This is a genomic window from Variovorax sp. Varisp53 (assembly GCF_059491555.1).
In genome coordinates this window covers 4,649,524-4,675,029 of record NZ_CP168512.1, presented here as the reverse complement: position 1 = coordinate 4,675,029, position 25,506 = coordinate 4,649,524, and the positions used below count along the sequence as shown (strand labels likewise).

The following is a 25,506-nucleotide window of genomic DNA, read 5'->3' as shown; positions in this document are numbered from 1 at the left end:
CCCCGGTTTGCCATTCAAGGAACCCCCGTGAAATTGATCGAATTCGTCACCGCGAACTGGATGCTGATCCTGATCGCGCTCAGCTCCGGCGCCATGCTGGCCTGGCCGCTGGTACGGGGTGCGGGCGGCGGAACGCTCACGGCCCAGGGCGCCGTGCAGCTCATCAACCGCGAGCGCGCGGTGCTGGTCGACGTGCGCGAGCCGGAAGAATTCGCCACCGGCCACATGATCGGCGCCAAGAACGTGCCCCTGAACCAGCTCGAGGAAAAGCTGACGGGTGCTGTCAAGAACAAGACCGTGCCGCTGCTGCTGGTATGCGCCACCGGCACCCGCGCCCAGCGTGCCGTGGCCATGGCCAGGAAGCTGGGCTACGAGCAGGCCCAAGCCGTGGCTGGCGGACTCAAAGCCTGGAAAGACGCTAACCTGCCGGTTGAAAAAGCCTGAGTCTTCCCAAGGTAGAGAGCATGCAAGCCGTCAAGATGTACACCACCGCCGTCTGCCCCTACTGCATTCGTGCGAAGCAAATCCTGAAGTCCAAGGGGGTCGAGCAGATCGAGGAGATCCGCATCGACTCCGACCCGCAGGCCCGCAACACCATGATGGAGATCACCCAGCGCCGCACGGTGCCGCAGATCTTCATTGGCGACACCCATGTGGGCGGCTGCGACGACCTGATGGCCCTCGACGGCCGCGGCGGCCTCGTGCCCCTGCTGCAGGGCGCGTAAATAGGCTGCTCTCCCCCAGGCTTCGCGCACTTCGTGTCGCTTCTCCAACCCCCTACCGGGGGCAACACCAGCGGCCCGGCAAAGCCGGTTCCGCGGTGTTTCACGGATGAGCCTCATCGTGGGGCGATAATCTTGAGTCCATTCATCTGCAGCCCGCTGCGGGAACCTCTCCCCGGCGGGCATTGTTTTGATCCTCGAAAGTTCAGTCATGGCCGACCAGCAAGCCCAAGATCCCGTGTTCCAGATCCAGCGCGTCTACCTCAAGGACCTGTCGCTCGAGCAACCCAATTCGCCCGCGATCCTGCTGGAACAGGAACAGCCCACGGTCGACATCCAGCTCGGCGTGGACGCCCAGCCCGTGACTGACGGCATCTTCGAGATCACCGTCTCGGCCACCGTGCAGACCAAGATCGGCGACAAGACCGTGTTCCTGGTCGAGGCCAAGCAGGCCGGCATCTTCGAGATCCGCAACCTGCCGGAAGACCAGATGGGCGCGATCCTGGGCATCGCCTGCCCGCAGATCGTCTACCCGTACCTGCGCGGCAACGTTGCTGACGTGATCCAGCGCGGCGGCTTCCCGCCCGTACACCTCGCCGAGATCAACTTCCAGGCGATGTACGAACAGCAGCAGGCGCAGGCCGCCGGCCAAGCCGCGCCGACCCTCGCGCAGTAAACCGGCACAGACGCCGCCAACGCCGATGAAGATCTGCGTTCATGGCGCCGGTGCCTGGGGCACGGCAGTCGCCGTCAACGCGGCGGCTCGCCACGAGGTCACGCTCTGGGCGCGCGATGCCGCCCAGGCCGACGCCATGTCGGCCGCGCGCGAAAATACCCGCTACCTGCCCGGGCTGGCTTTGCCGGCCTCGCTCGCCGTGCGCGCGGGCGACATCGGCCAGGCGCAGGCCGGCGCCGACCTCGTCATCGTGGCCACGCCCATGGCCGCCCTGCGCGAACAGCTCGTCGCGCTGCGCGGTACCACCGCGGCGGTGGCGTGGCTGTGCAAGGGCGTCGAGCCCGCGCTCGACAGCTCTCCCGAATCCTTTGGCCTGCTGGCCCACGAAATATGGGCGCAGGTTGCTCCTGATTTGAGAGCGGGCGTGCTCAGCGGCCCCAGCTTCGCGCAGGAGGTTGCCGAAGGGCGGCCGACCGCGCTGGTGGCCGCCAGCCCGCATGCCGCCGTGCGCGACACACTGGTCGACGCCTTCCACGGACCCGCGCTGCGCGTCTACGCCAACGAGGACATCGTGGGCGTGGAAGTGGGCGGCGCGGTCAAGAATGTGCTGGCCATCGCCACCGGGCTGTGCGACGGCCTCGCGCTGGGGCTCAACGCCCGCGCGGCACTCATCACCCGCGGCCTCGCCGAAATGACCCGCTTCGGCCTCGCGCTGGGCGCCCGCGCCGAGACCTTCATGGGCCTTTCGGGCCTGGGCGACCTCGTGCTGACCTCCACCGGCGACCTGTCGCGCAACCGCAAGGTCGGCCTGCTGCTGGCCCAGGGCCGCACGCTGGCGCAGGCCGTCGATTCGCTGGGCCATGTGGCCGAAGGCGTGTATTGCGCCCGCACCGTGGTGCAGCGCGCGCGCGGCCTTGGTGTCGAGATGCCGATCGCCGAGGGCGTGGTCGCCCTGCTCGACGGCCGCGTGAGCCCGCAGGACGCCGTGGCCGCCCTGACGGGCCGCGACCCGGTGCCGGAATCGGTCCAGCCAGGCGCCGAGGCTTCCCCTCGTCAATCCTCCTGAAGAAAAAACGCAGAGACAAAGAGCCATGAGCCTTCGCTTCGATTTTTCAGCGTCGGCCGTGGCCGCGCTGGCCCTGTCCGATGCCACCCGCGCATTGCAGGATGACGTTGCCGACGGCGACCTCACCGCGTCGCTGGTCGATCCCGTCCGCACCGCCCGCGCCCGCGTGCTGGCGCGCGAATCCGCCGTCGTGTGCGGCGCGCCCTGGGTCGAGGCCACGCTGCGCCAGCTCGACCCCGGCGTGCGCATCCACTGGCTTTGCGCCGAAGGCGAGCGTTGCGCGGCCGACCAGACCGTGCTCGAGATCGAAGGCTCTGCCCGCGCACTGCTGACGGCCGAGCGCACCGCGCTCAATTTCCTGCAATTGCTGAGCGGGGTTGCCACCAAGACCGCCCTGTATGCCGACGCCGTGCGTGGCACGCGCGCCCGCATCGTCGACACCCGCAAGACGATTCCGGGCCTGCGCCTCGCTCAGAAATACGCCGTGCGCACCGGCGGTGGCCTGAATCACCGCATCGGCCTGTACGACGCGGTGCTCATCAAGGAAAACCACATCGCCGCAGCTGGCGGCGTGGCGGCCGCCCTGCGCGCCGTGGCGCCGGTGGCTGCACAGGCCGCCTTCGTCGAGGTCGAGGTCGAAACGCTGGCCCAACTGCACGAGGCGCTGGACGCCGGCGCGCGCATGGTGCTGCTCGACAACATGGATTTGCCCACGCTGCGCGAAGCCGTGCGCATCAACGACGAAGCGGGCGAAGGCCGCAAGGCCGTGCTGGAAATCTCCGGCGGCGTCACGCTGGACGGCCTGCGCGCCCTGGCCGAAACCGGTGTCGACCGGATATCGGTGGGCGCGTTGACCAAGGATGTCAAAGCCATCGACTATTCGATGCGTTTCCAGGAAGGCTGATCCGCCCATGTCGTCTCCGGTCATCGACATCGACTACGAACAGCCCGCGCCGCAAGGCTCGGCCTGCGACACGCGCCACGCCTGGGCCCGCGTGCCGCCCGAACCTTCGTCCCACGAGCGCATCGCGCTGAAGGAGCGCATTCGCCGCCTGCTGCGCGAACGCAACGCGGTGATGGTTTCGCACTTCTACGTGCATCCCGACCTGCAGGACCTGGCCGAGGAAACCGGCGGCATCGTGAGCGATTCGCTCGAGATGGCGCGCTTCGGCCGCGACCATGCCGCGCAGACGCTGGTGGTGTCGGGCGTGCGCTTCATGGGCGAGACCTCGAAGATCCTGTCGCCCGAAAAGCGCGTGCTGATGCCTGACCTGGACGCGAACTGCTCGCTCGACCTGGGCTGCCCGGTCGAGCAGTTCAGCGCCTTGTGCGACCAGCACCCCGACCGCACCGTGGTCGTCTACGCCAACACCAGCGCGGCCGTGAAGGCGCGCGCCGACTGGCTCGTCACGTCGAGCTGCGCGCTCGACGTGGTGAGTGCCCTGCACGCGGCGGGCCAGAAGATCCTCTGGGGGCCCGACCGCCACCTAGGCGACTACATCCAGCGCCAGACTGGCGCGGACATGGTCAGCTGGAACGGTGCCTGCATCGTGCATGACGAATTCAAGGCGCTGGAGCTCGAGCTGCTCATGAAGGAGCACCCGAAGGCGAAGGTGCTGGTGCACCCGGAATCGCCGTCGGACGTGATCGCGCTGGCGGATGCGGTGGGTTCCACCTCGGCCATCCTGAATGCCGCGCGGCGCATGGACGCCAGCGAATTCATTGTCGCCACGGACACCGGCATGCTGCACAAGCTGCGCACGCTGAACCCCGGCAAGACCTTCATCGAGGCGCCAACCGCCGGCAACGGTGGCACCTGCAAGAGTTGCGCGCATTGCCCGTGGATGGCGATGAACGGGCTGGTGGAGCTGGCGAATGCGTTGGAGAGCGGTGCGGGCGAGATCCATGTCGATCCGGCGCTGGGCTTGCGGGCGCGTGTGCCGATCGACCGCATGCTGGCGTTTACTGCCGGGCTGAAGAACGGCCAGGCCCCGGGCAGCTTGGTTGCCGGCATCGGCGCGGCTTGACCCCGTCTTGCTCCTTCCCCCTCTGGGGGAAGGTCGGGATGGGGGCAGGCAGAGCGCTCGATGGTGACGCCGCTTGCCCCCACCCCGGCCCTCCCCCAGCGGGGGAGGGAGAAAAACCTAGAAATCCACGGTGCAGGAGTCGCCCAGCGCCTCCCGCCACACCTTCACGCGCGCCAGCGACGGCCGCAGGTCCGGCAGCGCATCCGCGATGAACACGCACAGGTTCTCCAGCGTCGGCGGATGCAGCCCCGGCACGTCGTCCAGCAGGTGATGGTCCAACTGCTCGCGCACGTCTTCCAGCCGACGGCGCAGCAACCCAAGATCGATCACCATCCCCGTCACGGGATCGCGTTCCCCCGCGAGCCAGACCTCGGCGTGGTACGTGTGGCCGTGGATACGGCGGCTGCCTTCGATTTCGATCTCGCGCTTCAGCGTGTGGGCGGCGTCGAAGAAAAAGCGTTGGCTGATGGTGAAGCGCATCGTCAAAAAGGAAACTCAAAAATAAGGGCCGTCACTCAGCGGATGCCAGTGATCTTGTGCGTCTGGACGCTGAGCCGCCACACGGGTTGCTTCATGCATTCGGCAATGCAAAGCTCGGTGTTCGCGACCCGGTCGGGGTCGTCCATGGGTTGCAGGAAGCGGTGCGTGAACTCGCCGGTGCGTGCCATCGTGTCGAGGTCGAACTCGGTCTGCGGCCACACCAGTTTCAGTTCCTGGCCGCGCTGCTGCACCCACGGCGCACCGGCCTTGGGGCTAATGCACAGCCAGTCGATGCCCTCGGGCGCCTCGACGGTGCCGTTGCTCTCGACCGCGATGCGGAAGCGCCGCGCATGCAGCGCATCGACCAGCGCCGTATCGACCTGCAGCAGCGGCTCGCCGCCGGTCAGCACCACGAGGCGATGCTCGGCGTCGTTCGCCGGCCATTGCGCGGCGATGGTGTCGGCGAGCTGGTCGGCATTCTTGAACTTGCCGCCCAGCGTGCCGTCGGTGCCCACGAAGTCGGTGTCGCAGAAACGGCAGATGGCCGAAGCTCGATCTTCCTCGCGGCCGGTCCACAGGTTGCAGCCCGCAAAGCGACAGAACACGGCCGGCATGCCGGCCTGGCCACCTTCGCCCTGCAGGGTGTAGAAGATTTCCTTGACGCTGTAAGTCATAAGGCGGAGGGAGCTTCGATTTCCAGGTTGTCGATCAGCCGCGTGGTGCCCAGGCGCGCAGCGGCCAGCGCCACGAGCGGTTCGCTGACGGCCGGTGCCTGCAGGTCTGAGCGGCGCCGCAGCACCAGATAGTCCGGCTGCCAGCCGCGCTGCGTGAGCGTTTGCATGGCCCGCGCTTCGATCGCGGCCAGGTCGCGTTCGCCCGATCGCACCGCCTCGGCCATGGCCTTCAGCGCCTTCGACAGCTGCACCGCCTCCGCGCGCTCGTCCTTGCTCAGGTAGCCGTTGCGCGACGACAGTGCGAGCCCGTCCTCCGCGCGGAAGGTCTCGCCGCCCACGATCTCGATGGGTAGCGCGAACTGCCGCACCATGTGACGGATCATCATCAGTTGCTGGTAGTCCTTCTTGCCGAACACGGCCACGCGCGGCTGTACGCACTGAAAGAGCTTCATCACCACGGTGCACACGCCGATGAAGAAGCCGGGGCGAAAGTGCCCTTCGAGGATGTCGGCCAGGGCAGGGTCGGGGTGCACCTTGCAGGTCTGTGGTTCGGGGTAGAGCGCCCTTTCGTCGGGCGCGAACAGCACGTCGCAGCCGGCGGCGCGCAGCTTCTCGCAGTCGCTGTCCCAGGTGCGCGGGTAGGTGTCGAAGTCTTCGTGCGGCAGGAACTGCAGGCGGTTCACGAAGATGCTCGCCACCGTCACGTCGCCCAGCGGTTTCGCCTGCTTCACCAGGGCCAGGTGGCCGTCGTGCAGGTTGCCCATGGTGGGAACGAAGGCAGGGCGCTTGAAGGCGGCGAGGTGGTCGCGCAGTTCGGCGACGGTGTGTGCGATGTACATGAGCGGTTCCTTACCAGGCGTGGCGTCGGTCGTCGGGGAAGCTGCCGTCCTTGACGGCCTGCACATAGGCCTTGAGCGCGGGCAGCACGCCCGGCGCATCGGCCATGAAGTTGCGCACGAACTTCGGCATCTTGCCGAGGTTGATGCCCAGCATGTCGTGCAACACCAGCACCTGGCCGGCGGTGGCCTTGCCGGCGCCGATGCCGATGGTGGCGCAGTGCTGCAGTTCGGCGGTGAGTTCGGCGGCCAGCGCGGCCGGAACCATCTCCAGCACCAGCATCGCGGCGCCCGCGTCCTGCAGCGCATGGGCCTGCTGCTTCAGCAGTGCGCCGGCGGCGTCGCCCTTGCCCTGGACGCGGTAGCCGCCCAGCGCATGCACGGTCTGCGGCGTCAGGCCGAGGTGCGCGCACACCGGGATGCCGCGCTCGACCAGGAAGCGCACGGTCTCGGTCGTCCAGCCGCCGCCTTCGAGCTTGACCATGTGCGCGCCGGCCTGCATCAGCACCGTGGCGCTGCGCAGGGCCTGTTCGCGCGACTCCTGGTAGCTGCCGAAGGGCAGGTCGGCGATCAGCCAGGTCGTGCCCTGCACGCGGCGCAGGCCGCGCGAGACGCTGTCGGTGTGATAACGCATGGTGTCCAGGCTCACGCCCACCGTGCTGTTCAGGCCCTGGCAGACCATGCCGAGCGAATCGCCGACCAGCAGGCAGTCGATGCCCGCTGCATCGGCCATGGCCGCGAAGGTGGCGTCGTAGGCCGTGAGCATCGCGATCTTCTCGCCGCGTGCATGCATGTCGGCCAGGCGCGGCAGGCTCACGGGCTTGCGCGAGGCGAGCGGGGAGGCCGGCGGCAGCGTGCCGTAGGGCGAGGACGGTGGTGCCTCGGGTGCGGGGGGTGTGGTGTTCGACATGGTTGGGTTTCTCCCTGCGGGCGTCGGTGGCCGGGCATCCTTGAGTGAAGAAGACAACGAAGCGGGTGGGTCGATCAGTCGGCCGGCGGCACCAGCACCGTGGGCGCGGTGGGCTCGGCGAGCGAAGGATAGTCGCGGCTGAAATGCAGGCCACGGCTCTCGTGCCGGGCCTGCGCGGAACGCACGATCAGCTCGGCCACCTGCACCAGGTTGCGCAGTTCGAGCAGGTCGCGCGTGACGTGGAAGTTCGCGTAGAACTCCTGGATCTCGGCCTGCAGCAGCGCGATGCGGTGGCTCGCGCGCTCCAGGCGCTTGTTGGTGCGCACGATGCCGACGTAGTCCCACATGAAGCGGCGCAGCTCGTCCCAGTTGTGCGAGATGACCACGGCTTCGTCGGCATCGGTGACGCGGCTCTCGTCCCACGCGGGCAGCTCGGTGCGTTCGCGCACCGGAGTCGCGGCAATGGCGCCGGCCGCCGCGCGCGCGAACACCATGCACTCGACCAGCGAGTTGCTCGCGAGGCGGTTGGCGCCGTGCAGGCCGGTGCAGGCGGTCTCGCCGATGGCGTAGAGGCCCGGGATGTCGGTGCGCCCGCTCAGGTCGCTGAGCACGCCGCCGCAGGTGTAGTGCGCGGCCGGCACCACGGGGATGGGCTCGCGCGTGATGTCGATGCCCAGCTCCAGGCAGCGCGCCAGGATGTTGGGGAAGTGTTCCTTGAGGAAGGCGGCCGGCTGGTGCGAGATGTCGAGGTAAACGCAGTCGAGGCCGTGCTTCTTCATCTCGAAGTCGATGGCGCGGGCCACCACGTCGCGCGGCGCGAGTTCGGCGCGCTCGTCGTGCTTCGGCATGAAGCGCGTGCCATCGGGCAGCTTGAGCAGCCCGCCTTCGCCGCGCACCGCCTCGCTGATCAGGAAGGACTTGGCGTGCGGGTGGTACAGGCAGGTCGGGTGGAACTGGATGAACTCCATGTTCGACACCCGGCAGCCCGCGCGCCACGCGGCGGCAATGCCGTCGCCGGTGGCGGTGTCGGGGTTGGTGGTGTACAGGTACACCTTGCCCGCGCCGCCCGTCGCCAGGATGGTGTGCGGCGCGCGGAAGGCCAGCACCTCGTCGGTCTTGTCGTCCAGCGCGTACAGCCCCTGGCACGACGGATCGTCCAGACCGAGCTTGGTGCCGGTGACGAGGTCGACCAGCGTGTGGTGCTCGAACAGCGTGATGTTGGGCGTGCGGCGCACGCGCTCGATCAGCACCTGCTGCACGGCCGCGCCGGTGGCGTCGGTCACGTGCACGATGCGGCGCTGGCTGTGGCCGCCTTCGCGCGTCAGGTGCAGGTCGCCGCCTTCTTCCGAGAACGGCACGCCGAGTTCGCGCAGCCAGCCGATGGCCTCGGGCGCATGCTCGACGACGAAGCGCGTGGCTCCGGGGTCGCACAGGCCGGCGCCGGCCACCAGCGTGTCTTCCACGTGCGCGTCGAAGCTGTCGCCAGCCGCCAGCACCGCCGCGATGCCGCCCTGCGCCCAGGCACTGGAGCCATCGTTCAGCGCGCGCTTGGTCAGCACGGCCACGCGGTGCGTGGGGGCCAGGTGCAGCGCGGCAGAAAGACCGGCGAGGCCGCTGCCGACAATGAGGACATCGAAGTCGCGAACGGCGGAAGTCACAGGCGTGGGAATTGGTTGGGTCAGGCCGGCGAGTAGGCCAGTCGAACGTAAATAGGGGCGAAGGCTTCCGCCTGCGTGATGTCGATCAACGTCTCCTTCGCGAGCTCGAGCATCGCGATGAAGGTGACGATCAGCACCGGCGTGCCGCGCGACACGTCGAACAGCTTCTCGAACTCCACGAAGCGCTGCCCCTGCAGGTGGCGCAGCACGATGCTCATATGCTCGCGCACGTTGAGCTCCTCGCGCGAGATCTTGTGGTGCTGCACGAGCTTGGCGCGCTTCATGATGTCGGCCCACGCGTCACGCAGCTCGACCACGTCCACGTCGGGGAAGCGCGGCTTCAGTGACTGCTCGATGTAGACCTGTGCCTTCCAGAAGTCGCGGCCGTAGGTCGGCATGGCGCTGATGGCGGCGGCCTGCAGCTTGGTCTGCTCGTACTCGAGCAGGCGGCGCACGAGTTCGGCGCGCGGGTCTTCGGCCTCCTCGCCGTCGGCCACCTTCTTGGGCGGCAGCAGCATGCGCGACTTGATCTCGATCAGCATCGCGGCCATCAGCAGGTACTCGGCCGCGAGTTCGAGGTTCGTCTGGCGAATCTCGTCGACGTAGCTCAGGTACTGGCGCGTGAGCCCCGCCATCGGGATGTCGAGGATGTTGAAGTTCTGCTTGCGGATCAGGTAGAGCAGCAAGTCCAGCGGGCCTTCGAAGGCCTCCAGGAACACCTGCAACGCCTCGGGCGGGATGTACAGATCCTTCGGCATCGCGAACAGCGGCTCGCCATAGAGCCTCGCGAGCGCGACCTGGTCGACCACATCGGGCATGGCGACCACCAGCGTGCCGTTGTCCTCGTCTTCGCTCATCGGTCGATCACTATTGTTTTAATAGCGACCGACGCAATGCGGACGGGCATTTGCTGCCAATTCGGCATCAAGAAGATTACTTGGATTGCGTCTGGTAGACGTAGGGTTGCATCGGGATGCGGGCTTCGCTGTACTCCTCGAGCAGGCTGCGGTCGAGGTGCTTGTCCCAGAGCAGGGCGCGGCCGGCGCGCTGTTCGGCCTCCAGCGTCGGCTTCTTTTCCTTCATCTCCTCGATGAAGTTCGTGATCTCGGAGGTGTAGTGGGGGCGGCGGAAGATGGACATAGACTGGACCTTTATGGCGCGAATTTTACCGGGGACGGCATGAAGCAACGGCAAGGGTGGCGGATCGGCATGGCAACAGGGTTTCTGGCAGCGGTGATCGGGCTCGCGGCATGCGACCCGAAGAACATCAGCGAACTTGAAGAGGGCGTCTCCACCGAGGCCGACGTGCGCGCCCGGTTCGGCGAGCCCGAGAACATCTGGGACGTGCCGAACGGCCGCGTCCTCGAGTACAACCGCCAGCCGCAGGGCCAGAAGAACTACATGATCACCATCGGCGCCGACGGCAAGATGAGCGCGCTGCGCCAGGTGCTCACGCCACAGAACTTCGCCAAGGTGCAGCCCGGGATGATGATGGAAGACCTGCGCAAGCTGCTCGGCAAGCCCGCCAAGATCACGCCCTATGCGCTCAAGCGCGAGACCGAATGGGAATGGCGCTGGGTGCAGCCGCCGAACTCGGCCATGGTCTTCACCGCCACGCTGAACGACGACCAGCGCGTGGTGCGCAGCGGCTCCTCGCCCGACCGCGGCACCGAGGCGCCGTAGCGTTCAGGCGCCGTGGCCCGCGCCGGGCCGGCCGGTCGTCAGTTCCTCGGCGAAACCCGAGCGCTCCAGCACTTCCAGCGGCTGCGGCTGCAGCGACTCGATGCGCAACTGCCCATCGCGCGCCAGCACCGCGCGGTGCAGCTGCCGCAGCGCATCGACGCCCGTGGCATCGATGTAGATCAGGTGCGTGGCGTCCAGCACCAGCGTCATGCCGCGCGGCGCGCGCTCGGCGGCGTTCACCGCCTCGTCGAGCTTCGCGGCTGCACCGAAGAACATCGCGCCGTAGAGGCGGTAGGTGATCACCGGCGGCTGCAGCGTCACCAGCTCGACGCCGAACAGCCCGCTCATGCGCCGGATGAAGAGCGCGCAGGCCAGCACGATGCCTGCCTGCACCGCCACCGTCAGGTCGAACACCACGGTGAGGAAGAAGGTGCCGAGCATCAGCAGCCGGTAGTGCCGGCTGAAATGCCGCAGCTGGGTGGGCGTGAACTCGCGCCATTCGCCCATATTCAGTCCCACGAACACCAGGATGCCCGCCAGCACCGCGAGCGGCACGTGGCGCGCCAGCGGCGCGGCCAGCAGCACCACGGCGAGCAGCGTGAGCGCATGCACGATGCCCGCGATCGGCGAGGTGCCGCCCGAGCGGATGTTCGTCACGGTGCGCGCGATGGTGCCGGTGGCCGGCATGCCGCCGAAGAAGGGCGTGACGACGTTCGCGATGCCCTGCGCCATCAGCTCCTGGTTGGGGTCGTGGCGCGGCTGGCCGCTGAGCTGGTCCGACACGCGTGCGCACAGCAGCGACTCGATGGCGCCGAGCAGCGCGATGGTGAGCGTGGGCGTCACGAGCTGCTTCACCGTTTCCCACGAGAAGTCGGGCAGCGCGAAGCCCGGTACGCCTTCGGGAATGCCGCCGAAGCGCGTGCCGATGGTTTCCACCGGCAGCGCGAAGCCCCACGACACCAGCGTCAGCGTGACCAGCGCCACGATGGGCCCTGGCATGCGTGCACCCACCTGCACGGCGCGCGTGCGCGCCACGCGGCCCGCGACGCGCAGCACCGCGGTGCCCACCTTCGAGTCGCCGCTCAGCAGCAGCGGCCACAGCGCCAGCCCGGCCACGCAGGTCACGCCGAGCGCGAAGGCATAAGGGTTGAAGGTGCCGATCTGCAGCGCCATTGCATGCAGCTGCGAGAACACGTCGGCCGGCATCTTCGCCACCGTCAGCCCGAGCAGGTCTTTCAATTGCGACAGCAGGATCAGCACCGCGATGCCGTTGGTGAAGCCCACCACGATCGACAGCGGCACGAAGCGCACCAGCCGCCCGAGCCCGAACAGCCCCGCCATGAACAACAGCACGCCTGCGCAGGCGGTCGAGATCAGCAGGTTCGCCACGCCGTAGCGCTCGACGATGCCGTAGACGATCACGATGAACGCTCCCGCCGGCCCGCCGATCTGCACCGCCGAGCCGCCCAGCAGCGAGATCAGGAAGCCCGCGATGATCGCCGTCCAGATGCCCGCCTCGGGCTTCAGCCCCGAGGCGATGGCGAAGGCCATGGCCAGCGGCAGCGCCACGATGCCGACCGTGGCGCCCGCGCCCAGGTCCTTGAAGAAGCGCTCGCGGTTGTACCCCGTGAGCGAGTCCATCAGGCGTGGGCGGAAACGGGTGAGGTTTAGCGGGGATTGCATGGGATGCCCATTGTGGACTGCCGTTCCCGTGCGAACTTTCGATTAACTTATCCAATTTCTTCGATGCCCGCGAGCCGCATGCGGGGGCTGAGGTCCGCCTTCGTGCGCAAGGAGAAGGCGCCGCACACGCCGCCGCACCTGGCCCGGCTGGGCCTGGCGGACTGACCGAGTTCCCGCCTACTCGCTGTCGGGAATCACCGCATCGGCCGCCGCGCCCACGGCCTTGCCGGTGATGCGCGCGGTGCCGATGGCCGCGTCGGCTGCGAGGCCCACCACGCCGGCGCCCACGCTCACTGCGGTGCTCGCCACCGACACCACGGCGCAGCCGCTCAACAGGGCGGAAAGCGGGAGAAGCAGAAGGGCGCGATGCAGCAGCGTGGCCATGGCGATGTCCTTTGCGATCAGCGAACCCGCATGCCCGGCGTTGCGCCAGGCCACGGTTCCAGCACGTGGATGCCCGGATGGGCCTTCTCGTCGCCGTGGCTGGCGGCCAGCACCATGCCTTCGCTGATGCCGAACTTCATCTTGCGCGGCGCCAGGTTGGCGACCAGCACCGTGAGCTTGCCCACGAGCTGCTCCGGCTGGTAGGCAGAAGCAATGCCGCTGAACACGTTGCGCGTCTTGCCTTCGCCGGCGTCGAGCGTCAGGCGCAGCAGCTTGGTCGAGCCCTCGACCTTCTCGCAGGCCACGATCTTCGCGATGCGCAGGTCGATCTTCGCGAAGTCGTCGATGGTGATGGTGGGCGCGATGGCTTCACCGCCTGGCAGTGCGCCTTCCGAGGAGGCGGCAGCGGCCGGTGCGGGTTCGGGCGCGTCGAACAGCTTGTCGACCACCTTGGCGTCGGCGCGCTGCATCAGGTGCTTGTACTCGCCGATGGCGTGGCCCGCCGGCAGCGACTGCGCGGCGTCCGTCCAGGCCAGCGGCGAGATCTTCAGGAAGGCTTCGACGTTCACGGCCAGCGCCGGCAGCACCGGCTTCAGGTACAGCGTGAGCAGGCGGAAAGCCTCGATGCAGACCGTGCACACGTCGTGCAGCCGTGCCTCGGCGCCTTCCTTCTTGGCCAGCTCCCAGGGCTTGTTCTGGTCGACGTACTCGTTCACCTTGTCGGCCAGCGCCATCACCTCGCGCAGCGCGCGGGCGTAGTCGCGGCCGTCGTACAGCGAATGCAGTTGCGAAGCCGCGTCGCGCAGCGCGAACAGCAGCGCGTCGCCGTCGGCCGACACCTCGCCGAGCTGGCCGCCGAAGCGCTTGCCGATGAAGCCGGCCGCGCGGCTCGCGATGTTGATGTACTTGCCCACGAGGTCGCTGTTGACGCGCGCGACGAAATCCTCGGGGTTGAAGTCGATGTCCTCGTTGCGGCCATTGAGCTTGGCCGCGATGTAGTAGCGCAGCCATTCGGGGTCGAGCCCGATCGACAGGTACTTCAGCGGGTCGATGCCCGTGCCGCGGCTCTTGCTCATCTTCTCGCCGCTCACCGTGAGGTGGCCGTGCACGTACACGGCGTCGGGCGCCTTGCGGCCGCTGAAGTGCAGCATCGCGGGCCAGAACAGCGTGTGGAAGGTGATGATGTCCTTGCCGATGAAGTGCACCTGCTCCAGCTCGGGGTCGGCCATGTACTCGGTGTACGAGATGCCGTCGCCGCCGAGCTCGATGCAGCGCTTGTCGAGCAGGTTCTTGAGCGAAGCCAGGTAGCCCACGGGCGCGTCCAGCCACACGTAGAAGTACTTGCCCGGCGCATCGGGGATCTCGATGCCGAAGTAGGGCGCGTCGCGGCTGATGTCCCAGTCGCCGAGGCCGCCCTTGCCTTCGTCGTCCTTGTAGAGCCACTCGCGGATCTTGTTCTGTACTTCGCTCTGCACGTGGCCGGCGGCCGCGGTCCATTCCTTCAGGTAGGCCTCGCAGCGCGGGTCCGAGAGCTTGAAGAAGAAGTGGTCGGAGCTGCGCAGCTCGGGCTTGGCGCCCGACAGTGCCGAGTAGGGGTTGATCAGCTCGGTGGGCGCGTACACGGCGCCGCACACCTCGCAGTTGTCGCCGTACTGGTCCTTCGAGTGGCAGTTGGGGCACTCGCCCTTGATGAAGCGGTCGGCCAGGAACATGCCCTTTTCGGGGTCGTAGAACTGCTCGACGCTCTTGGTCTCGATGAGGCCGTTGGCGCGCAGGTCGCGGTAGATGTCCTGCGCGAGCTGGTGGTTCTCGGGCGCGTCGGTCGAGTGCCAGTTGTCGAACGAGATGAAGTAGCCGTCGAGGTAGGGCTTGCGGCCCGCGGCGATCTCGGCCACGAAGGCCTGCGGCGTCACGCCGGCCTTGTCGGCCGCGATGGTGATGGCCGCGCCGTGCGCGTCGTCGGCGCAGACGAAGTTGACCTCGGCGCCGTTCATTCGCTGGTTCCGCACCCAGATGTCGGCCTGGATGTACTCCATCATGTGGCCGATGTGGAACTTGCCGTTGGCGTACGGCAGGGCGGTGGTGACGAAGAGCTTGCGCGGGGCGGACATCGGGGAGGGCGCTTTCGGGAGTGGCTGACGGGAGAACCGCGCATTTTAGGTGGCGGCGTCGACCGGTGTGTTTGACGGCACTTTCGCGTACCACAAACACCTCAAGCAAAAACCGTCTTGAGCACCGGGCCACTCGGCACTGTCTCGTGCGCGACGTATGCTCCAGCCCCCGATACACAACGCGAGACGCAGCCGATGACCACTTCCATTCCCGCAACCCTCATCCCCGGCGACGGCATCGGCCCCGAAATCGTCGACGCCACGCTGGCCGCGCTCGATGCGCTGAAGGCCCCCTTTGCCTGGGACACCCAGATCGCCGGCCTCGGCGGCGTCAAGGCTTCGGGCGATCCGCTGCCACAGGCCACGCTCGACAGCATTCGCCGCACCCGCCTCGCCCTGAAGGGCCCGCTGGAGACGCCTTCGGGCGGTGGCTACCGCTCGTCGAACGTGCGGCTGCGCGAGGAGTTCCAGCTGTATGCCAACCTGCGCCCGGCGCGCACCATCATTCCCGGCGGCCGCTTCGACAAGATCGACCTCGTGGTCGTGCGCGAGAACCTCGAAGGCCTCTACATCGGCCACGAGCACTACGTGCCCATCGACGGCGACCCGCACGCCGTGGCCATGGCCACCGGTATCAACACCCGCCAGGGCAGCCGCCGCCTGCTGGAGTACGCCTTCGACACCGCCGTGGCAACGGGCCGCAAGAAGGTCACGATCGTGCACAAGGCCAACATCATGAAGGCGCTCACGGGCATCTTCCTGGAGACCGGCCTCGACCTCTACGAGAAGAAGTACAAGGGCAAGTTCGAGCTCGACACGGTCATCATCGACGCCTGCGCGATGAAGCTGGTGCTCAACCCCTGGCAGTTCGACATGCTGGTCACCACCAACCTGTTCGGCGACATCCTGTCCGATCTCGTGGCGGGCCTGGTCGGCGGCCTGGGCATGGCGCCCGGCGCCAACATCGGCACCGACGCGGCGATCTTCGAGGCGGTGCACGGCTCCGCGCCCGACATCGCCGGCAAGGGCATCGCCAACCCGACCGCGCTGCTGCTGGCCGCCGCGCTGATGCTCGACCACGTGAAGCTGCCCGAGCTGGCCACGCGCCTGCGCAAGGCCATCGACGAGACGCTGAACATCGACAAGGTGCGCACGGGCGACCTGGGCGGTACGGCGGGCACGGCGGCGTTCACGACGGCGCTGGTCAGCCGCATCAACGGCGGTTGAGCGGCGCAGGGCTCGCAGACGCTGTATGAAACGGCTTCTGCTGCTCCTGGCGGCCCTGCTGTTTGCAGGACTCGCGGCGGCGGACCGGGGCTTCACCGTGGTGAGGGTCGACCTGCGCACCGAGCGGCTCGAGCTGTTCCTGCGCGACGACGCAGGCGTGCCGTTCAAGCGCTTCGACCGGCTCGATGCCTGGCTGAAGGAGCACCACCGGCAACTGGACTTCGCGGTGAACGCCGGCATGTACCACGAGGACTTTTCCCCGGTCGGCCTGCTGGTGCGCGACGGCCGCGAAGAAGCGCCGCTCAACCTGGCGGATGGCGCGGGTAACTTCTTCCTCAAGCCCAACGGTGTGTTCCTCGTGTCGGACGCGGGGCCGCGGGTGGTCGAGTCGTCGGAATATCCGGCGCTGGCCAAGGGCGTGCGCCTCGCGACGCAGTCGGGTCCGCTGCTGCTGCGCCATGGGGTCGTGCATCCCGCCTTCATTCCCCATTCCGATTCGCGCAAGATCCGCAACGGCGTCGGCGTGATCGGCCACACGGCCATCTTCGTGATCAGCGAAAAGCCGGTGAATTTCCACGAGTTCGCGCTGTACTTTCGCGACGTGCTCCACTGCCGCGATGCGCTGTACCTCGACGGCACGGTCTCGGCCCTGCATTCGGCAGCGCTGCACCGGAGCGACTTCGTGCGGGAGCTGGGGCCTATGCTCGGCATCGCGTCGCCTTGAATGCGGTTGCCGCCCTTCGCGTTTTCACCCTCGATCCTTGCCTGAGCCATGTCCACCCCATCGCTGCCCGTCCTGTCCCTCCTCGAAACCCGCGTGCTCGGCGTGCTCGCCGAAAAGCAGCGCACCGTGCCCGACAGCTACCCGCTCACGCTCAATTCGCTGGTGTCGGGCTGCAACCAGAAGACCAGCCGCAACCCGGTGCTCGAGCTCACCGAGTCGCAGGTGCAGGCCGCCATCGACAGCCTGAAGGGCTACAGCCTCGTCGCCGAAACCAGCGGCGGGCGCGCCTTCCGCTACGAGCACAACGTCGACCGCGTGCTGCGCATTCCGTCGCAGTCGGTCATCCTGCTCACCGTGCTGATGCTGCGCGGGCCGCAGACGGCGGGCGAACTGCGTATCGCCTGCGACCGCATGCACAACTTCGCCGACATCTCGTCGGTGGAAGGCTTCCTCGACGAGCTGGCGGAGCGCCCGGCCGGCGCGCTGGTGGTGAAGCTGGCGCGCCTGCCCGGCGCGCGAGAAAGCCGCTGGGCGCATCTGTTGAGCGGTGCGCCGGCCGAAGAGGTGGCAGGGCCGGCGTCCGAGGCATCGCACGCCGGTCACGATGTGTCGCTCGGCGAGGTCGCGGCGCTGAAGGCCAATGTGGCACGCCTCGAAGCCGAGGTGGCATCGCTGAAGGCGCTGCTGGGGCGAGTGTGTTCCGAGCTGGGTATTTCCGAAGGGGGCTGAGCACGCCCGCCAGACAGCCGGGAAGCGGGGCTCACGTCGCGGCGAGCGTCTCCCACCCGAAGAACCGGAGCACTTCGTCGCGCTGCCGCATCGCATCGGCGCGTCCGAGCGCCATCAGGTCGCGCGTGTACGCCGAGTCGAACAGCAGGTAGCTCGCGAGCGCGCCGCCCTTCACGTCGGCTGCAACCTTCGAGCCGCCCAGCAGGTGCCGCACCGCGCCGGGCAATGCATCGACGTGGCGCGCAGCGATCACGTCCAGCCGTTCCGAGGGCGAGATCACCAGCAGGTCGAGCGGGCGCAGCGTGCTCGCCGCGCGCGCCTCTTCGGGAACCAGCCCCAGCGTGTGGTTGATGCGGCGCAGGCGCTCGATGTCCACGGCCAGCGCATCGAGAAAGATGCTCGACAGCGCATGGCCCGCGATCTGCGCCATCGTCGGATAGCCGCTGTGGGTGTTGGGCGCCGTGGTGTCGCGCGGCTCGTGCATGCGGCCCGCGCCGATTACCACGATGCGCTGCGCGCCGAGGTGGATCGCTGCCGCGATGGGCGCCGACTGGCGCATCGAACCGTCGCCGAAGTATTCGGTATGGCCTTGCATCGGCAGGGCCGTGGCCGGAAACACGAACGGAATGGCCGACGACGCCAGCAGGTGCGCATGCGTGATGCGGTCGCGCACCGACAAGCGCTGCGATCGCACCCACGGCTCCATCGGTACGGCGGCCTCGAAGAAGGTGACGTGCTCGCCCGAGCTGTAGCTCGATGCGGTCACGGCCAGCGCCTGCAGGTGGCCGTCCTTCATGAGCTGCGGCAGCCGCTCGAGCGGCACCATGCGCTGCAGAAGCTCGGCCAACGGCGCGTTGTCGAGCAGCGACTTCGGCTTGATGCGCATCCAGTTGGCCGCGAAGCGCCCGAACCCGAGCAGCATGCGCCAGCGCGTTCCGCTGCCGATCACCGAGAGCGAATCGGCACGGTACACCTGCTCGGCGCGGAACCGGCTCCAGACCTCGGCGATGTTCGCCACCACCTGGTCGAAGTCGTCGGCGCCGCAGGCCAGCGCGGCCGCGTTGATGGCGCCGGCGGAGGTGCCGGTGATGACGTCGAAGGGATTGCCGGTGCCGGTGGCCGCCGGTCCGGCCGCGCGGCGGATATCGGCAATGGCTTCGAGCACGCCGACCTGGTAGGCGGCCCGGGCGCCGCCCCCGGTGAGCAGGAGGCCGGTGGCGGGACTGGTCTCTGTCATTTTGTCGTTGCCATGAGCCATTGAAAGAAGACCTGGATTCCCCGTTTTCTTGCGGAACACCGCGGAACCGGCTTTGCCGGGCCGCTGGTGTTGCCCCCGGTAGGGGGCGGGAGAAGCGACACGAAGTGCGCGAAGCCTGGGGGCGAGCCACTAGACTACCGGCCATTCAGGAGTTTGATCAATGGCACTCACCCCAGAAGGGCTCATGGACGCGCTCAAGGCCGTCACGGACCCTAACACCGGCAAGGAATTCGCGGCGAGCCGGTCGCTCAAGAACCTGCAGATAGCGGAGGGCGACGTCTCGTTCGACCTCGAACTCGGTTATCCGGCGAAGAGCCAGCACGCGGCCATCCGCAAGGCGCTGGTGGCGGCAGCCAAAGCGGTACCGGGCGTGGAGAACGTGTCGGTCAACGTCGTCACCAAGGTCATCAGCCATGCGGTGCAGCGCGGCGTGCAGCTGATGCCCAACGTCAAGAACATCGTCGCGGTGGCCTCGGGCAAGGGCGGCGTGGGCAAGAGCACCACGGCGGCCAACCTGGCGCTGGCGCTGGCGTCCGAGGGCGCCACGGTCGGCCTGCTCGACGCCGACATCTACGGCCCGAGCCAGCCCATGATGATGGGTATCGAAGGCCGCCCCGAAAGCGCCGACGGCAAGACCATGGAGCCCATGGAGCGCCACGGCGTGCAGGTGATGTCCATCGGCTTCCTGGTCGACCCCGACCAGGCCATGGTCTGGCGCGGCCCCATGGCCACCCAAGCGCTGGAGCAGCTGCTGCGCCAGACCAACTGGAAAGACCTCGACTACCTGATCGTCGACATGCCCCCGGGCACCGGCGACATCCAGCTCACGCTCAGCCAGCGCGTGCCGATGACCGGCGCGGTGATCGTCACCACGCCGCAGGACATCGCGCTGCTCGACGCGAAGAAGGGCATCAAGATGTTCGAGAAGGTCGGCGTGCCGATCCTCGGCATCGTCGAGAACATGGCGGTGCACATCTGCTCGAACTGCGGCCATGCGGAGCACATCTTCGGCGCGGACGGCGGCAGGAAGATGGCGGCCGAGTACCAGATGGAGTACCTGGGCGCATTGCCGCTGGACATCAAGATCCGCCTGCAGGCCGACAGCGGCGCGCCCACCGTGGTGTCCGATCCGGACGGCGATGTGGCCGGCATCTACAAGGCGGTTGCACGCCGCGTGGCCGTGGGCATCGCCGAGAAGGCGAAGGATTTTTCCTCCAAGTTTCCGACGATCTCGATCAGCAAGAACACCTGAGGGATGAAGCCCTGCTTTTCGATTGGGTGCGTTGCGCGTGATGTGTGTCGTTGTTCGGGGCGCGCTCACGCCGACGGGGTACCTTGCTCCGCGAATGTCCCCCGGCCTGCGGCCTCCTCCTTTATTTCGCTGCGCAAGGCACCCCGCCGGCGTGATCGATCAGAGCACTTGTTGATCGGCCAGCACAAGAGCAGCGCTGGTTGTGCACAGGGCACCGGGTGCTGCCCGCAGCGAAATAAAGGAGGAGCCGAAGGCGGGGGACATTCGCGGAGGGGAGTACCCGGTGGCCTGTGCACGCGCCCCGGACAAGAGCCTCAGAAACACAAGCACCCCGCGACACGACACGCGCCGGAGCCACAGGCATGAACCTGCTCGCCTCGATGCGCTATCTGGTGGCGCTCAACGAGCACAAGCACTTCGGCCGCGCCGCGCAGGCCTGCCACATCACGCAGCCGGCGCTGTCGAACGCGCTGCGTGCGCTCGAAACCGAGTTCGGCGTGGTCATCGTCAAGCGCGCGCGCGTCTATGTCGGCCTCACACACGAAGGCGAGCGCGTGCTGGCCACGGCGCAGCGCATGCTGCGCGACAACGAAGTGCTGCTGCAGGAGCTGCGCAGCGACGTGGACAACCCGCACGGGCGCCTGCGCATGGCCGCGGTGCCCACCGCCATTCCGATGCTCTCGCGCTTCGCGGCCATGCTGAACCAGCGGCATCCGGGCATCCTGCCGGTCGTGCTGTCGATGAGCTCGCAGGAACTGGAGACGGGGCTCGAAAGCCTGTCGATCGACCTTGCGCTCGGCTACACGGAGCGCATGCACCTGCCGGGCATCAAGCTCACTGCCTGGCCGCAGAGCGTCGAGCACTACTTCCTGCTGCGGCGTGCCGAAACGCCCTCGGTGGACGAACTGCGCATCGGCCAGCCCGTCACCTGGGCCGAGGCCGGCAAGCTGCCGCTGTGCCTGCTCACGACCGACATGCACAACCGCGCCATCATGGACCAGGCGCTGCGCGAAGCCGGCGTTCCGGTGGCGCCCGCCATCGAGACCAACTCCGTGCTTGCGCTCGCGCTCGCGGTCAGCGCGGGCACGGTCAGCAGCGTGCTTCCGGGCGCCATGGTCGCGGCCGTGCGCAGCCATCGCGAGCTGGAGGCGCTGCCGCTGGTGGCGCCCGAAGTGCTCACGCCGATCGGCTTCATGACGCAGGACGGCGTGCGCTCCTCGCGTGCGCTCGAAGCCGCGCTGGCCTTCCTGCAAACCGCCGAGTGGCGTGAGCAGGTGCGCATCCACAGCGGGGCGCTCGGCGACTGAGCACTGGCTGGGCATTTAATTATTGAATCGGCCGATGCGCCGAACGAATTTGACGGAGTGTGAAACGTTCTGACACACTCCGCGGCCCGGATTCAAACACAAGAGTTACAAATCCGGCCAACAAGGAGAAATATGGCAGGCTCAACTGCAGGCGTTCTCGATGGAGATCGCATCGTCGGAGGAGGGGCGCAACCGCAACCTGGCTTCCTGGAAAAGGAACGCATCATCGCGGGCCCTGGCTTCAACCGCTGGCTGGTGCCCCCCGCCGCACTGGCCATTCACCTGTGCATCGGCATGGCGTATGGCTTCTCGGTGTTCTGGCTGCCGCTGTCGAAGGCGCTCGGCACGGCCGGCACCGGCGCCCAGGCCTGCGCCAAGGACATGAGCTTCTTCGCCGAGCTCTTCGCCACCAACTGCGACTGGCGCGTGGCCACCCTCGGCTGGATGTACACGCTGTTCTTCGTCTTCCTCGGCTGCTCGGCGGCCCTGTGGGGCGGCTGGCTCGAGCGCGCCGGTCCTCGCAAGGCCGGCGTGGTGTCGGCGCTGTGCTGGTGCGGCGGCATGCTGTTGTCGGCGCTGGGCATCCACCTGCACCAGTTCTGGCTGATGATCCTCGGCTCGGGCGTGATCGGTGGCATCGGCCTCGGGCTCGGCTACATCTCGCCGGTGAGCACGCTGATCAAGTGGTTCCCCGACCGCCGCGGCATGGCCACCGGCATGGCCATCATGGGCTTCGGCGGCGGCGCGATGATCGGCTCGCCGCTGGCGGTCGACCTGATGAAGCGCTTCAGCACCGCTACCGACGTGGGCGTGATGCAGACCTTCGTCGTGATGGCGCTCGGCTACTTCGTGTTCATGATGGCTGGCGCGCTGGGCTACCGCGTGCCGCCCTCGGGCTGGAAGCCCGAAGGCTGGACCCCACCTCCGGCGCAGACCACCAACACCATGATCACGCAGCGCCACGTGCACGTGAAGAAGGTCTGGGGCATTCCGCAGTTCTGGCTCGTGTGGCTGGTGCTGTGCATGAACGTGAGCGCCGGCATCGGCGTGATCGGCATGGCCTCGCCGATGCTGCAGGAAGTGTTCGGCGGCGCGCTGATCGACCTGCCGGCCAAGTACGGCCAGCTCGACAAGACGCAACTCGCGGCCATCGCGGTGGTGGCGGGCGGCTTCACGGCGCTGCTGTCGCTGTTCAACATCGGCGGGCGCTTCGTGTGGGCCAGCCTGTCGGACAAGCTGGGCCGCAAGCTCACCTACACGGTGTTCTTCGTGCTCGGCGGCATCCTGTACGCGAGCATTCCCTCGTCGGCCGGCGCGGGCAGCAAGCTGCTGTTCGTGGGCGCCTGCTGCGTGATCGTGTCGATGTACGGCGGCGGTTTCGCCACGGTGCCGGCGTACCTCGCCGACCTGTTCGGCACGCAGTTCGTGGGCGCCATCCATGGCCGCCTGCTCACCGCGTGGGCCACGGCCGGCATCCTCGGCCCGGTGGTGGTGAACTACATGCGCGAATACCAGCTGGGCCTGGGCCTGCCGCGCGAGCAGGTCTACAACCAGACCATGTACATCCTCGTGGGCATGCTGGTGATCGGCTTCATCGCCAACCTGCTGGTGCGCCCGGTGGCCGACAAGCACTTCATGACCGACGCCGAGCTGGCCGTCGAGAAGAAGCTGGCGCATGAAAAGGCCTCTGCGGCCGAAGTGGGCAGCGGCTCTGGCCGCGCCGACACGGTGAGCCCTGCGGTCGTGGCGCTGGCGTGGGTGGCAGTGGGTATTCCGCTGGCTTGGGGCGTCTACAAGACGCTGGTGAGCGCGGCGAAGTTCTTCAACTAGGAACGCTTTCCCGGGGCTTTGCGAAGGGAACCGAGCCTTGCGGCATGGTTTACCCTTCGCGCCAAATGAAATCCAAAGTCCAGTTCCGTCTGCGCGTCTATCGAGACGACGCCATCGCCATCGGCCCCGGCAAGATCGCCGTGCTCGAAGCGGTGGCCGAGACCGGTTCGATCTCGGCGGCGGCCCGCCTGCTGGGCATGTCGTACCGCAGGGCGTGGATGCTGATCGACGAGATGAACCAGGCACTGGTCTCGCCCGCCGTGAACACCGCGGCCGGCGGCTCGCGCGGCGGCGGCACCGCGCTCACGCCGGTGGGCGAGGAAGTCGTCAGGCACTACCGCGCCATCGAAAACGCGGCGAAGCTGGCCACGGCTGCGGACATCCGTGCGCTGACGCGGCTGCTGGCACCGTAACGCTATATCGATCGGTATATGGGGCAGCTCACGCCGTGCATCTTTGCGGTGTGGCAGCGTCCGTCGTGCAACAATCCCGTCGTATCCCAATGAATACGACGAATGCCTTCATCGCCTCGACCGACTGGTCACCCCTGGCGCTGTCGCTCAAGGTCGCCGCGGTCGCGACCGTGCTGGCGCTGATTGCGGGCGTGGCGCTGGGCTGGGTGTTCGCACGCAAGAAGTTCTTCGGTGCCACCGTGCTCGAAGCCGTGTTCATGCTGCCTCTGGTGCTGCCGCCCACGGTGATCGGCTACGCCATCCTTGTGGCGGCCGGGCGCCGCAGCCCTCTGGGTGCGTGGCTGCGCGAGCACCTCGACTACACCATCATCTTCAGCTGGCACGGCGCCGTGGTGGCCTCGGCCGTGGTGGCGCTGCCGCTGGTGCTCAAGTCGGCCAGCGCGGCATTCTCGGGCGTCGACCGTTCGCTCGAAGCCGCGGCCAGCACGCTGCGTCAGTCGCCGCTGTCGGTTTTCCTGCGCGTCACGCTGCCGCTGGCATGGCCCGGCATCCTGGCCGGCACGCTGCTCGCGTTCGCACGCGCGATGGGCGAATTCGGCGCGTCGCTGATGGTGGCAGGCTCCATTCCCAAACAGACCCAGACGCTGTCGATGGCCATCTACGACGCTGTGCAGGCCGGTCACGACGACCTCGCGCTGCTGCTGGTCGTCGTGACCTCGCTGCTGTCGATCACTGTGCTGGTGCTGTCGAGCCGCTTCTTCTCGCTTCGCTGATTTCGTTTCCATCATTCTGGAGTTCTTCATGCGTCCGTTCCGCCTTCTGTCGTTGGTTCTCGCACTCGCCCTGCCGCTGGCTGCAGGCGCGCAGCAGATCACCGTGTCCGCCGCCGCGAGCCTGACCGACGCGTTCAAGGAAATCGGGCCGAGGTTCGAAGCTTCCAAGGCCGGCGCCACGGTGCGCTTCAACTTCGCCGCGTCGGGCGTGCTGCTGCAGCAGATAGGCCAGGGCGCGCCGGTGGACGTGTTCGCCAGCGCCGACCAGGAAACGATGAACCGCGGTGTCGAGCAGAAGGCCGTCGACGCCGCCACGCGCAAGGACTTCGTCACCAACAGCCTGGTGCTCATCGAGCCCGCCAAGGAGGGCGTGGGCGTCAAGACGCTGCAGGACCTGGGCGGCGCGAACGTGAAGAAGATCGCCATCGGCAAGGTCGCCACCGTCCCGGTCGGCCGCTACACCAAGCAGGTGCTGGACAACGCCAACCTCTGGACCGCGCTCGAACCGAAGTTCGTGCAGGCCGACAGCGTGCGCCAGGTGCTCGACTACGTGAGCCGCGGCGAGGTCGAGGCCGGTTTCGTCTACCGCACCGATGCAGCCGTGGCCGGCGACAAGGTGAAGATCGCCTTCACGCCCAACGGCCACACGCCTGTGACGTATCCCATCGCCGTGGTGGCCGAGAGCAGGCAGAAGGCTCTGGCCGGTGACTTCATTGCCTTTCTTTCGACGCCTGCCGCGCAGGAAGTGCTTACGCGTTACGGGTTCGGGAAGCCGTGACTCCCGAGATGAGATCCTGTTGCTTCATGCGTCGCGTTGTGGGGGCTTCGGGGTGCGCTCACGCCGACGGGGTACCTTGCTCCGCGAATGTCCCCCGGCCTTCGGCCTCCTCCTTTATTTCGCTGCGCAAGGCACCCCGCCGGCGTGAGCGTTCAGCGGAGCGGTCGAACGGCCGGCACAAGCGCCGCGTCCATCGTGCACAGGGCGTCGGGTGCTCCCCGCAGCGAAATAAAGGAGGAGCCGAAGGCGGGGGACATTCGCGGAGGGGAGTACCCGGTGGCCTGTGCACGCATCCCGGAACGAAA

The 25,506-nt window shown here is 67.6% G+C and carries 27 protein-coding genes; 16 read left to right on the top strand and 11 right to left on the bottom strand.

What is annotated here, in order from left to right:
• Positions 1-27: 27 nt before the first annotated feature.
• From ACEOAB_RS21850 to nadA, 6 genes are all read left to right on the top strand, one after another.
• The gene (locus ACEOAB_RS21850; protein WP_007837177.1) at positions 28-444 is read left to right on the top strand and encodes a rhodanese-like domain-containing protein; all 417 of its coding nucleotides are present in this window, start codon (positions 28-30) and stop codon (positions 442-444) included.
• Positions 445-464: 20 nt separating this feature from the next.
• Positions 465-725 carry a glutaredoxin 3 gene (gene grxC / locus ACEOAB_RS21845; protein WP_413749878.1) on the top strand — a complete coding sequence of 87 codons (261 nt, stop codon included), beginning with the start codon at positions 465-467 and terminating at the stop codon, positions 723-725.
• Between the two features lie 208 nt (positions 726-933).
• Positions 934-1,398 (top strand): protein-export chaperone SecB, encoded by a 465-nt coding sequence (gene secB / locus ACEOAB_RS21840; protein WP_007837580.1) that lies wholly within the window; start codon positions 934-936, stop codon positions 1,396-1,398.
• A gap of 25 nt (positions 1,399-1,423) precedes the next feature.
• On the top strand, positions 1,424-2,464 hold the full coding sequence (locus tag ACEOAB_RS21835; protein WP_495653109.1) for an NAD(P)H-dependent glycerol-3-phosphate dehydrogenase: 1,041 nt from the start codon (positions 1,424-1,426) through the stop codon (positions 2,462-2,464).
• 25 nt (positions 2,465-2,489) lie between these two features.
• Positions 2,490-3,368: a carboxylating nicotinate-nucleotide diphosphorylase gene (gene nadC / locus ACEOAB_RS21830; protein WP_495653108.1), complete on the top strand. Its 879-nt coding sequence runs from the start codon at positions 2,490-2,492 to the stop codon at positions 3,366-3,368.
• A gap of 7 nt (positions 3,369-3,375) precedes the next feature.
• Positions 3,376-4,491 carry a quinolinate synthase NadA gene (gene nadA / locus ACEOAB_RS21825; RefSeq protein WP_413751232.1) on the top strand — a complete coding sequence of 372 codons (1,116 nt, stop codon included), beginning with the start codon at positions 3,376-3,378 and terminating at the stop codon, positions 4,489-4,491.
• Positions 4,492-4,608: 117 nt separating this feature from the next.
• Here the strand turns inward: nadA and ACEOAB_RS21820 are convergent, their stop codons facing one another.
• The 7 genes from ACEOAB_RS21820 to ACEOAB_RS21790 form a co-directional block, all read right to left on the bottom strand.
• Positions 4,609-4,971, bottom strand: a complete 363-nt coding sequence (locus ACEOAB_RS21820; protein ID WP_056593910.1) for a 6-pyruvoyl trahydropterin synthase family protein — start codon at positions 4,969-4,971, stop codon at positions 4,609-4,611.
• Positions 4,972-5,006: 35 nt separating this feature from the next.
• Positions 5,007-5,645: a 7-carboxy-7-deazaguanine synthase gene (queE, locus tag ACEOAB_RS21815; protein WP_413749654.1), complete on the bottom strand. Its 639-nt coding sequence runs from the start codon at positions 5,643-5,645 to the stop codon at positions 5,007-5,009.
• On the bottom strand, positions 5,642-6,484 hold the full coding sequence (gene panC / locus ACEOAB_RS21810; protein ID WP_413749655.1) for a pantoate--beta-alanine ligase: 843 nt from the start codon (positions 6,482-6,484) through the stop codon (positions 5,642-5,644). Before panC ends, queE begins: the two co-directional genes overlap by 4 nt.
• Positions 6,485-6,494: 10 nt before the next feature.
• Complete coding sequence (gene panB / locus ACEOAB_RS21805) at positions 6,495-7,391, bottom strand: 3-methyl-2-oxobutanoate hydroxymethyltransferase (protein ID WP_413749656.1); 897 nt, start codon at positions 7,389-7,391, stop codon at positions 6,495-6,497.
• A 74-nt stretch (positions 7,392-7,465) separates the two neighbouring features.
• Positions 7,466-9,049 carry an L-aspartate oxidase gene (nadB, locus tag ACEOAB_RS21800; RefSeq protein WP_056593898.1) on the bottom strand — a complete coding sequence of 528 codons (1,584 nt, stop codon included), beginning with the start codon at positions 9,047-9,049 and terminating at the stop codon, positions 7,466-7,468.
• A 20-nt stretch (positions 9,050-9,069) separates the two neighbouring features.
• A complete protein-coding gene (locus tag ACEOAB_RS21795) occupies positions 9,070-9,906 on the bottom strand; it encodes a segregation and condensation protein A (protein ID WP_007837595.1) in 837 nt (278 codons plus the stop codon).
• 76 nt (positions 9,907-9,982) lie between these two features.
• Entirely contained in the window at positions 9,983-10,189 is a 207-nt protein-coding gene (locus ACEOAB_RS21790) for a DUF3460 family protein (protein ID WP_056593896.1), read from the bottom strand.
• Positions 10,190-10,258: 69 nt separating this feature from the next.
• Here ACEOAB_RS21790 and ACEOAB_RS21785 point away from each other — a divergent pair, with 69 nt between their 5' ends.
• Complete coding sequence (locus ACEOAB_RS21785; protein WP_413749657.1) at positions 10,259-10,732, top strand: outer membrane protein assembly factor BamE; 474 nt, start codon at positions 10,259-10,261, stop codon at positions 10,730-10,732.
• Between the two features lie 3 nt (positions 10,733-10,735).
• On the opposite strand, the gene ACEOAB_RS21780 is transcribed toward ACEOAB_RS21785, so the two are convergent.
• The 3 genes from ACEOAB_RS21780 to metG form a co-directional block, all read right to left on the bottom strand.
• Positions 10,736-12,415, bottom strand: coding sequence for a SulP family inorganic anion transporter (locus ACEOAB_RS21780; protein WP_413749658.1), 1,680 nt, complete (start codon positions 12,413-12,415; stop codon positions 10,736-10,738).
• Positions 12,416-12,592: 177 nt separating this feature from the next.
• The gene (locus ACEOAB_RS21775) at positions 12,593-12,799 is read right to left on the bottom strand and encodes a hypothetical protein (protein ID WP_413749659.1); all 207 of its coding nucleotides are present in this window, start codon (positions 12,797-12,799) and stop codon (positions 12,593-12,595) included.
• 17 nt (positions 12,800-12,816) lie between these two features.
• Positions 12,817-14,910 (bottom strand): methionine--tRNA ligase, encoded by a 2,094-nt coding sequence (metG, locus tag ACEOAB_RS21770; protein ID WP_056593886.1) that lies wholly within the window; start codon positions 14,908-14,910, stop codon positions 12,817-12,819.
• A gap of 195 nt (positions 14,911-15,105) precedes the next feature.
• Here metG and ACEOAB_RS21765 point away from each other — a divergent pair, with 195 nt between their 5' ends.
• The 3 genes from ACEOAB_RS21765 to ACEOAB_RS21755 are packed head-to-tail and all read left to right on the top strand — an operon-like array spanning position 15,106 to position 17,590.
• Positions 15,106-16,137, top strand: a complete 1,032-nt coding sequence (locus ACEOAB_RS21765; RefSeq protein ID WP_413749660.1) for an isocitrate/isopropylmalate dehydrogenase family protein — start codon at positions 15,106-15,108, stop codon at positions 16,135-16,137.
• A 25-nt stretch (positions 16,138-16,162) separates the two neighbouring features.
• Positions 16,163-16,861: a phosphodiester glycosidase family protein gene (locus ACEOAB_RS21760; protein ID WP_413749661.1), complete on the top strand. Its 699-nt coding sequence runs from the start codon at positions 16,163-16,165 to the stop codon at positions 16,859-16,861.
• 48 nt (positions 16,862-16,909) lie between these two features.
• Positions 16,910-17,590 (top strand): YceH family protein, encoded by a 681-nt coding sequence (locus ACEOAB_RS21755; RefSeq protein ID WP_413749662.1) that lies wholly within the window; start codon positions 16,910-16,912, stop codon positions 17,588-17,590.
• A 31-nt stretch (positions 17,591-17,621) separates the two neighbouring features.
• On the opposite strand, the gene ACEOAB_RS21750 is transcribed toward ACEOAB_RS21755, so the two are convergent.
• Positions 17,622-18,827: a patatin-like phospholipase family protein gene (locus ACEOAB_RS21750; protein WP_413749663.1), complete on the bottom strand. Its 1,206-nt coding sequence runs from the start codon at positions 18,825-18,827 to the stop codon at positions 17,622-17,624.
• A 181-nt stretch (positions 18,828-19,008) separates the two neighbouring features.
• Between ACEOAB_RS21750 and apbC the strand changes: the two genes are divergently transcribed.
• The 6 genes from apbC (at position 19,009) to modA (ending at position 25,201) form a co-directional block, all read left to right on the top strand.
• A complete protein-coding gene (gene apbC / locus ACEOAB_RS21745; protein WP_413749664.1) occupies positions 19,009-20,100 on the top strand; it encodes an iron-sulfur cluster carrier protein ApbC in 1,092 nt (363 codons plus the stop codon).
• Positions 20,101-20,462: 362 nt separating this feature from the next.
• The gene (locus ACEOAB_RS21740) at positions 20,463-21,407 is read left to right on the top strand and encodes a LysR substrate-binding domain-containing protein (RefSeq protein ID WP_413750943.1); all 945 of its coding nucleotides are present in this window, start codon (positions 20,463-20,465) and stop codon (positions 21,405-21,407) included.
• 132 nt (positions 21,408-21,539) lie between these two features.
• A complete protein-coding gene (locus ACEOAB_RS21735; RefSeq protein WP_413750944.1) occupies positions 21,540-23,237 on the top strand; it encodes an OFA family MFS transporter in 1,698 nt (565 codons plus the stop codon).
• A gap of 65 nt (positions 23,238-23,302) precedes the next feature.
• Positions 23,303-23,650, top strand: a complete 348-nt coding sequence (locus ACEOAB_RS21730) for a winged helix-turn-helix domain-containing protein (RefSeq protein ID WP_042674408.1) — start codon at positions 23,303-23,305, stop codon at positions 23,648-23,650.
• An 89-nt stretch (positions 23,651-23,739) separates the two neighbouring features.
• Entirely contained in the window at positions 23,740-24,423 is a 684-nt protein-coding gene (modB, locus tag ACEOAB_RS21725; RefSeq protein WP_495653107.1) for a molybdate ABC transporter permease subunit, read from the top strand.
• Positions 24,424-24,451: 28 nt separating this feature from the next.
• Positions 24,452-25,201 carry a molybdate ABC transporter substrate-binding protein gene (gene modA, locus ACEOAB_RS21720; protein WP_413750946.1) on the top strand — a complete coding sequence of 250 codons (750 nt, stop codon included), beginning with the start codon at positions 24,452-24,454 and terminating at the stop codon, positions 25,199-25,201.
• Positions 25,202-25,506: the final 305 nt, after the last annotated feature.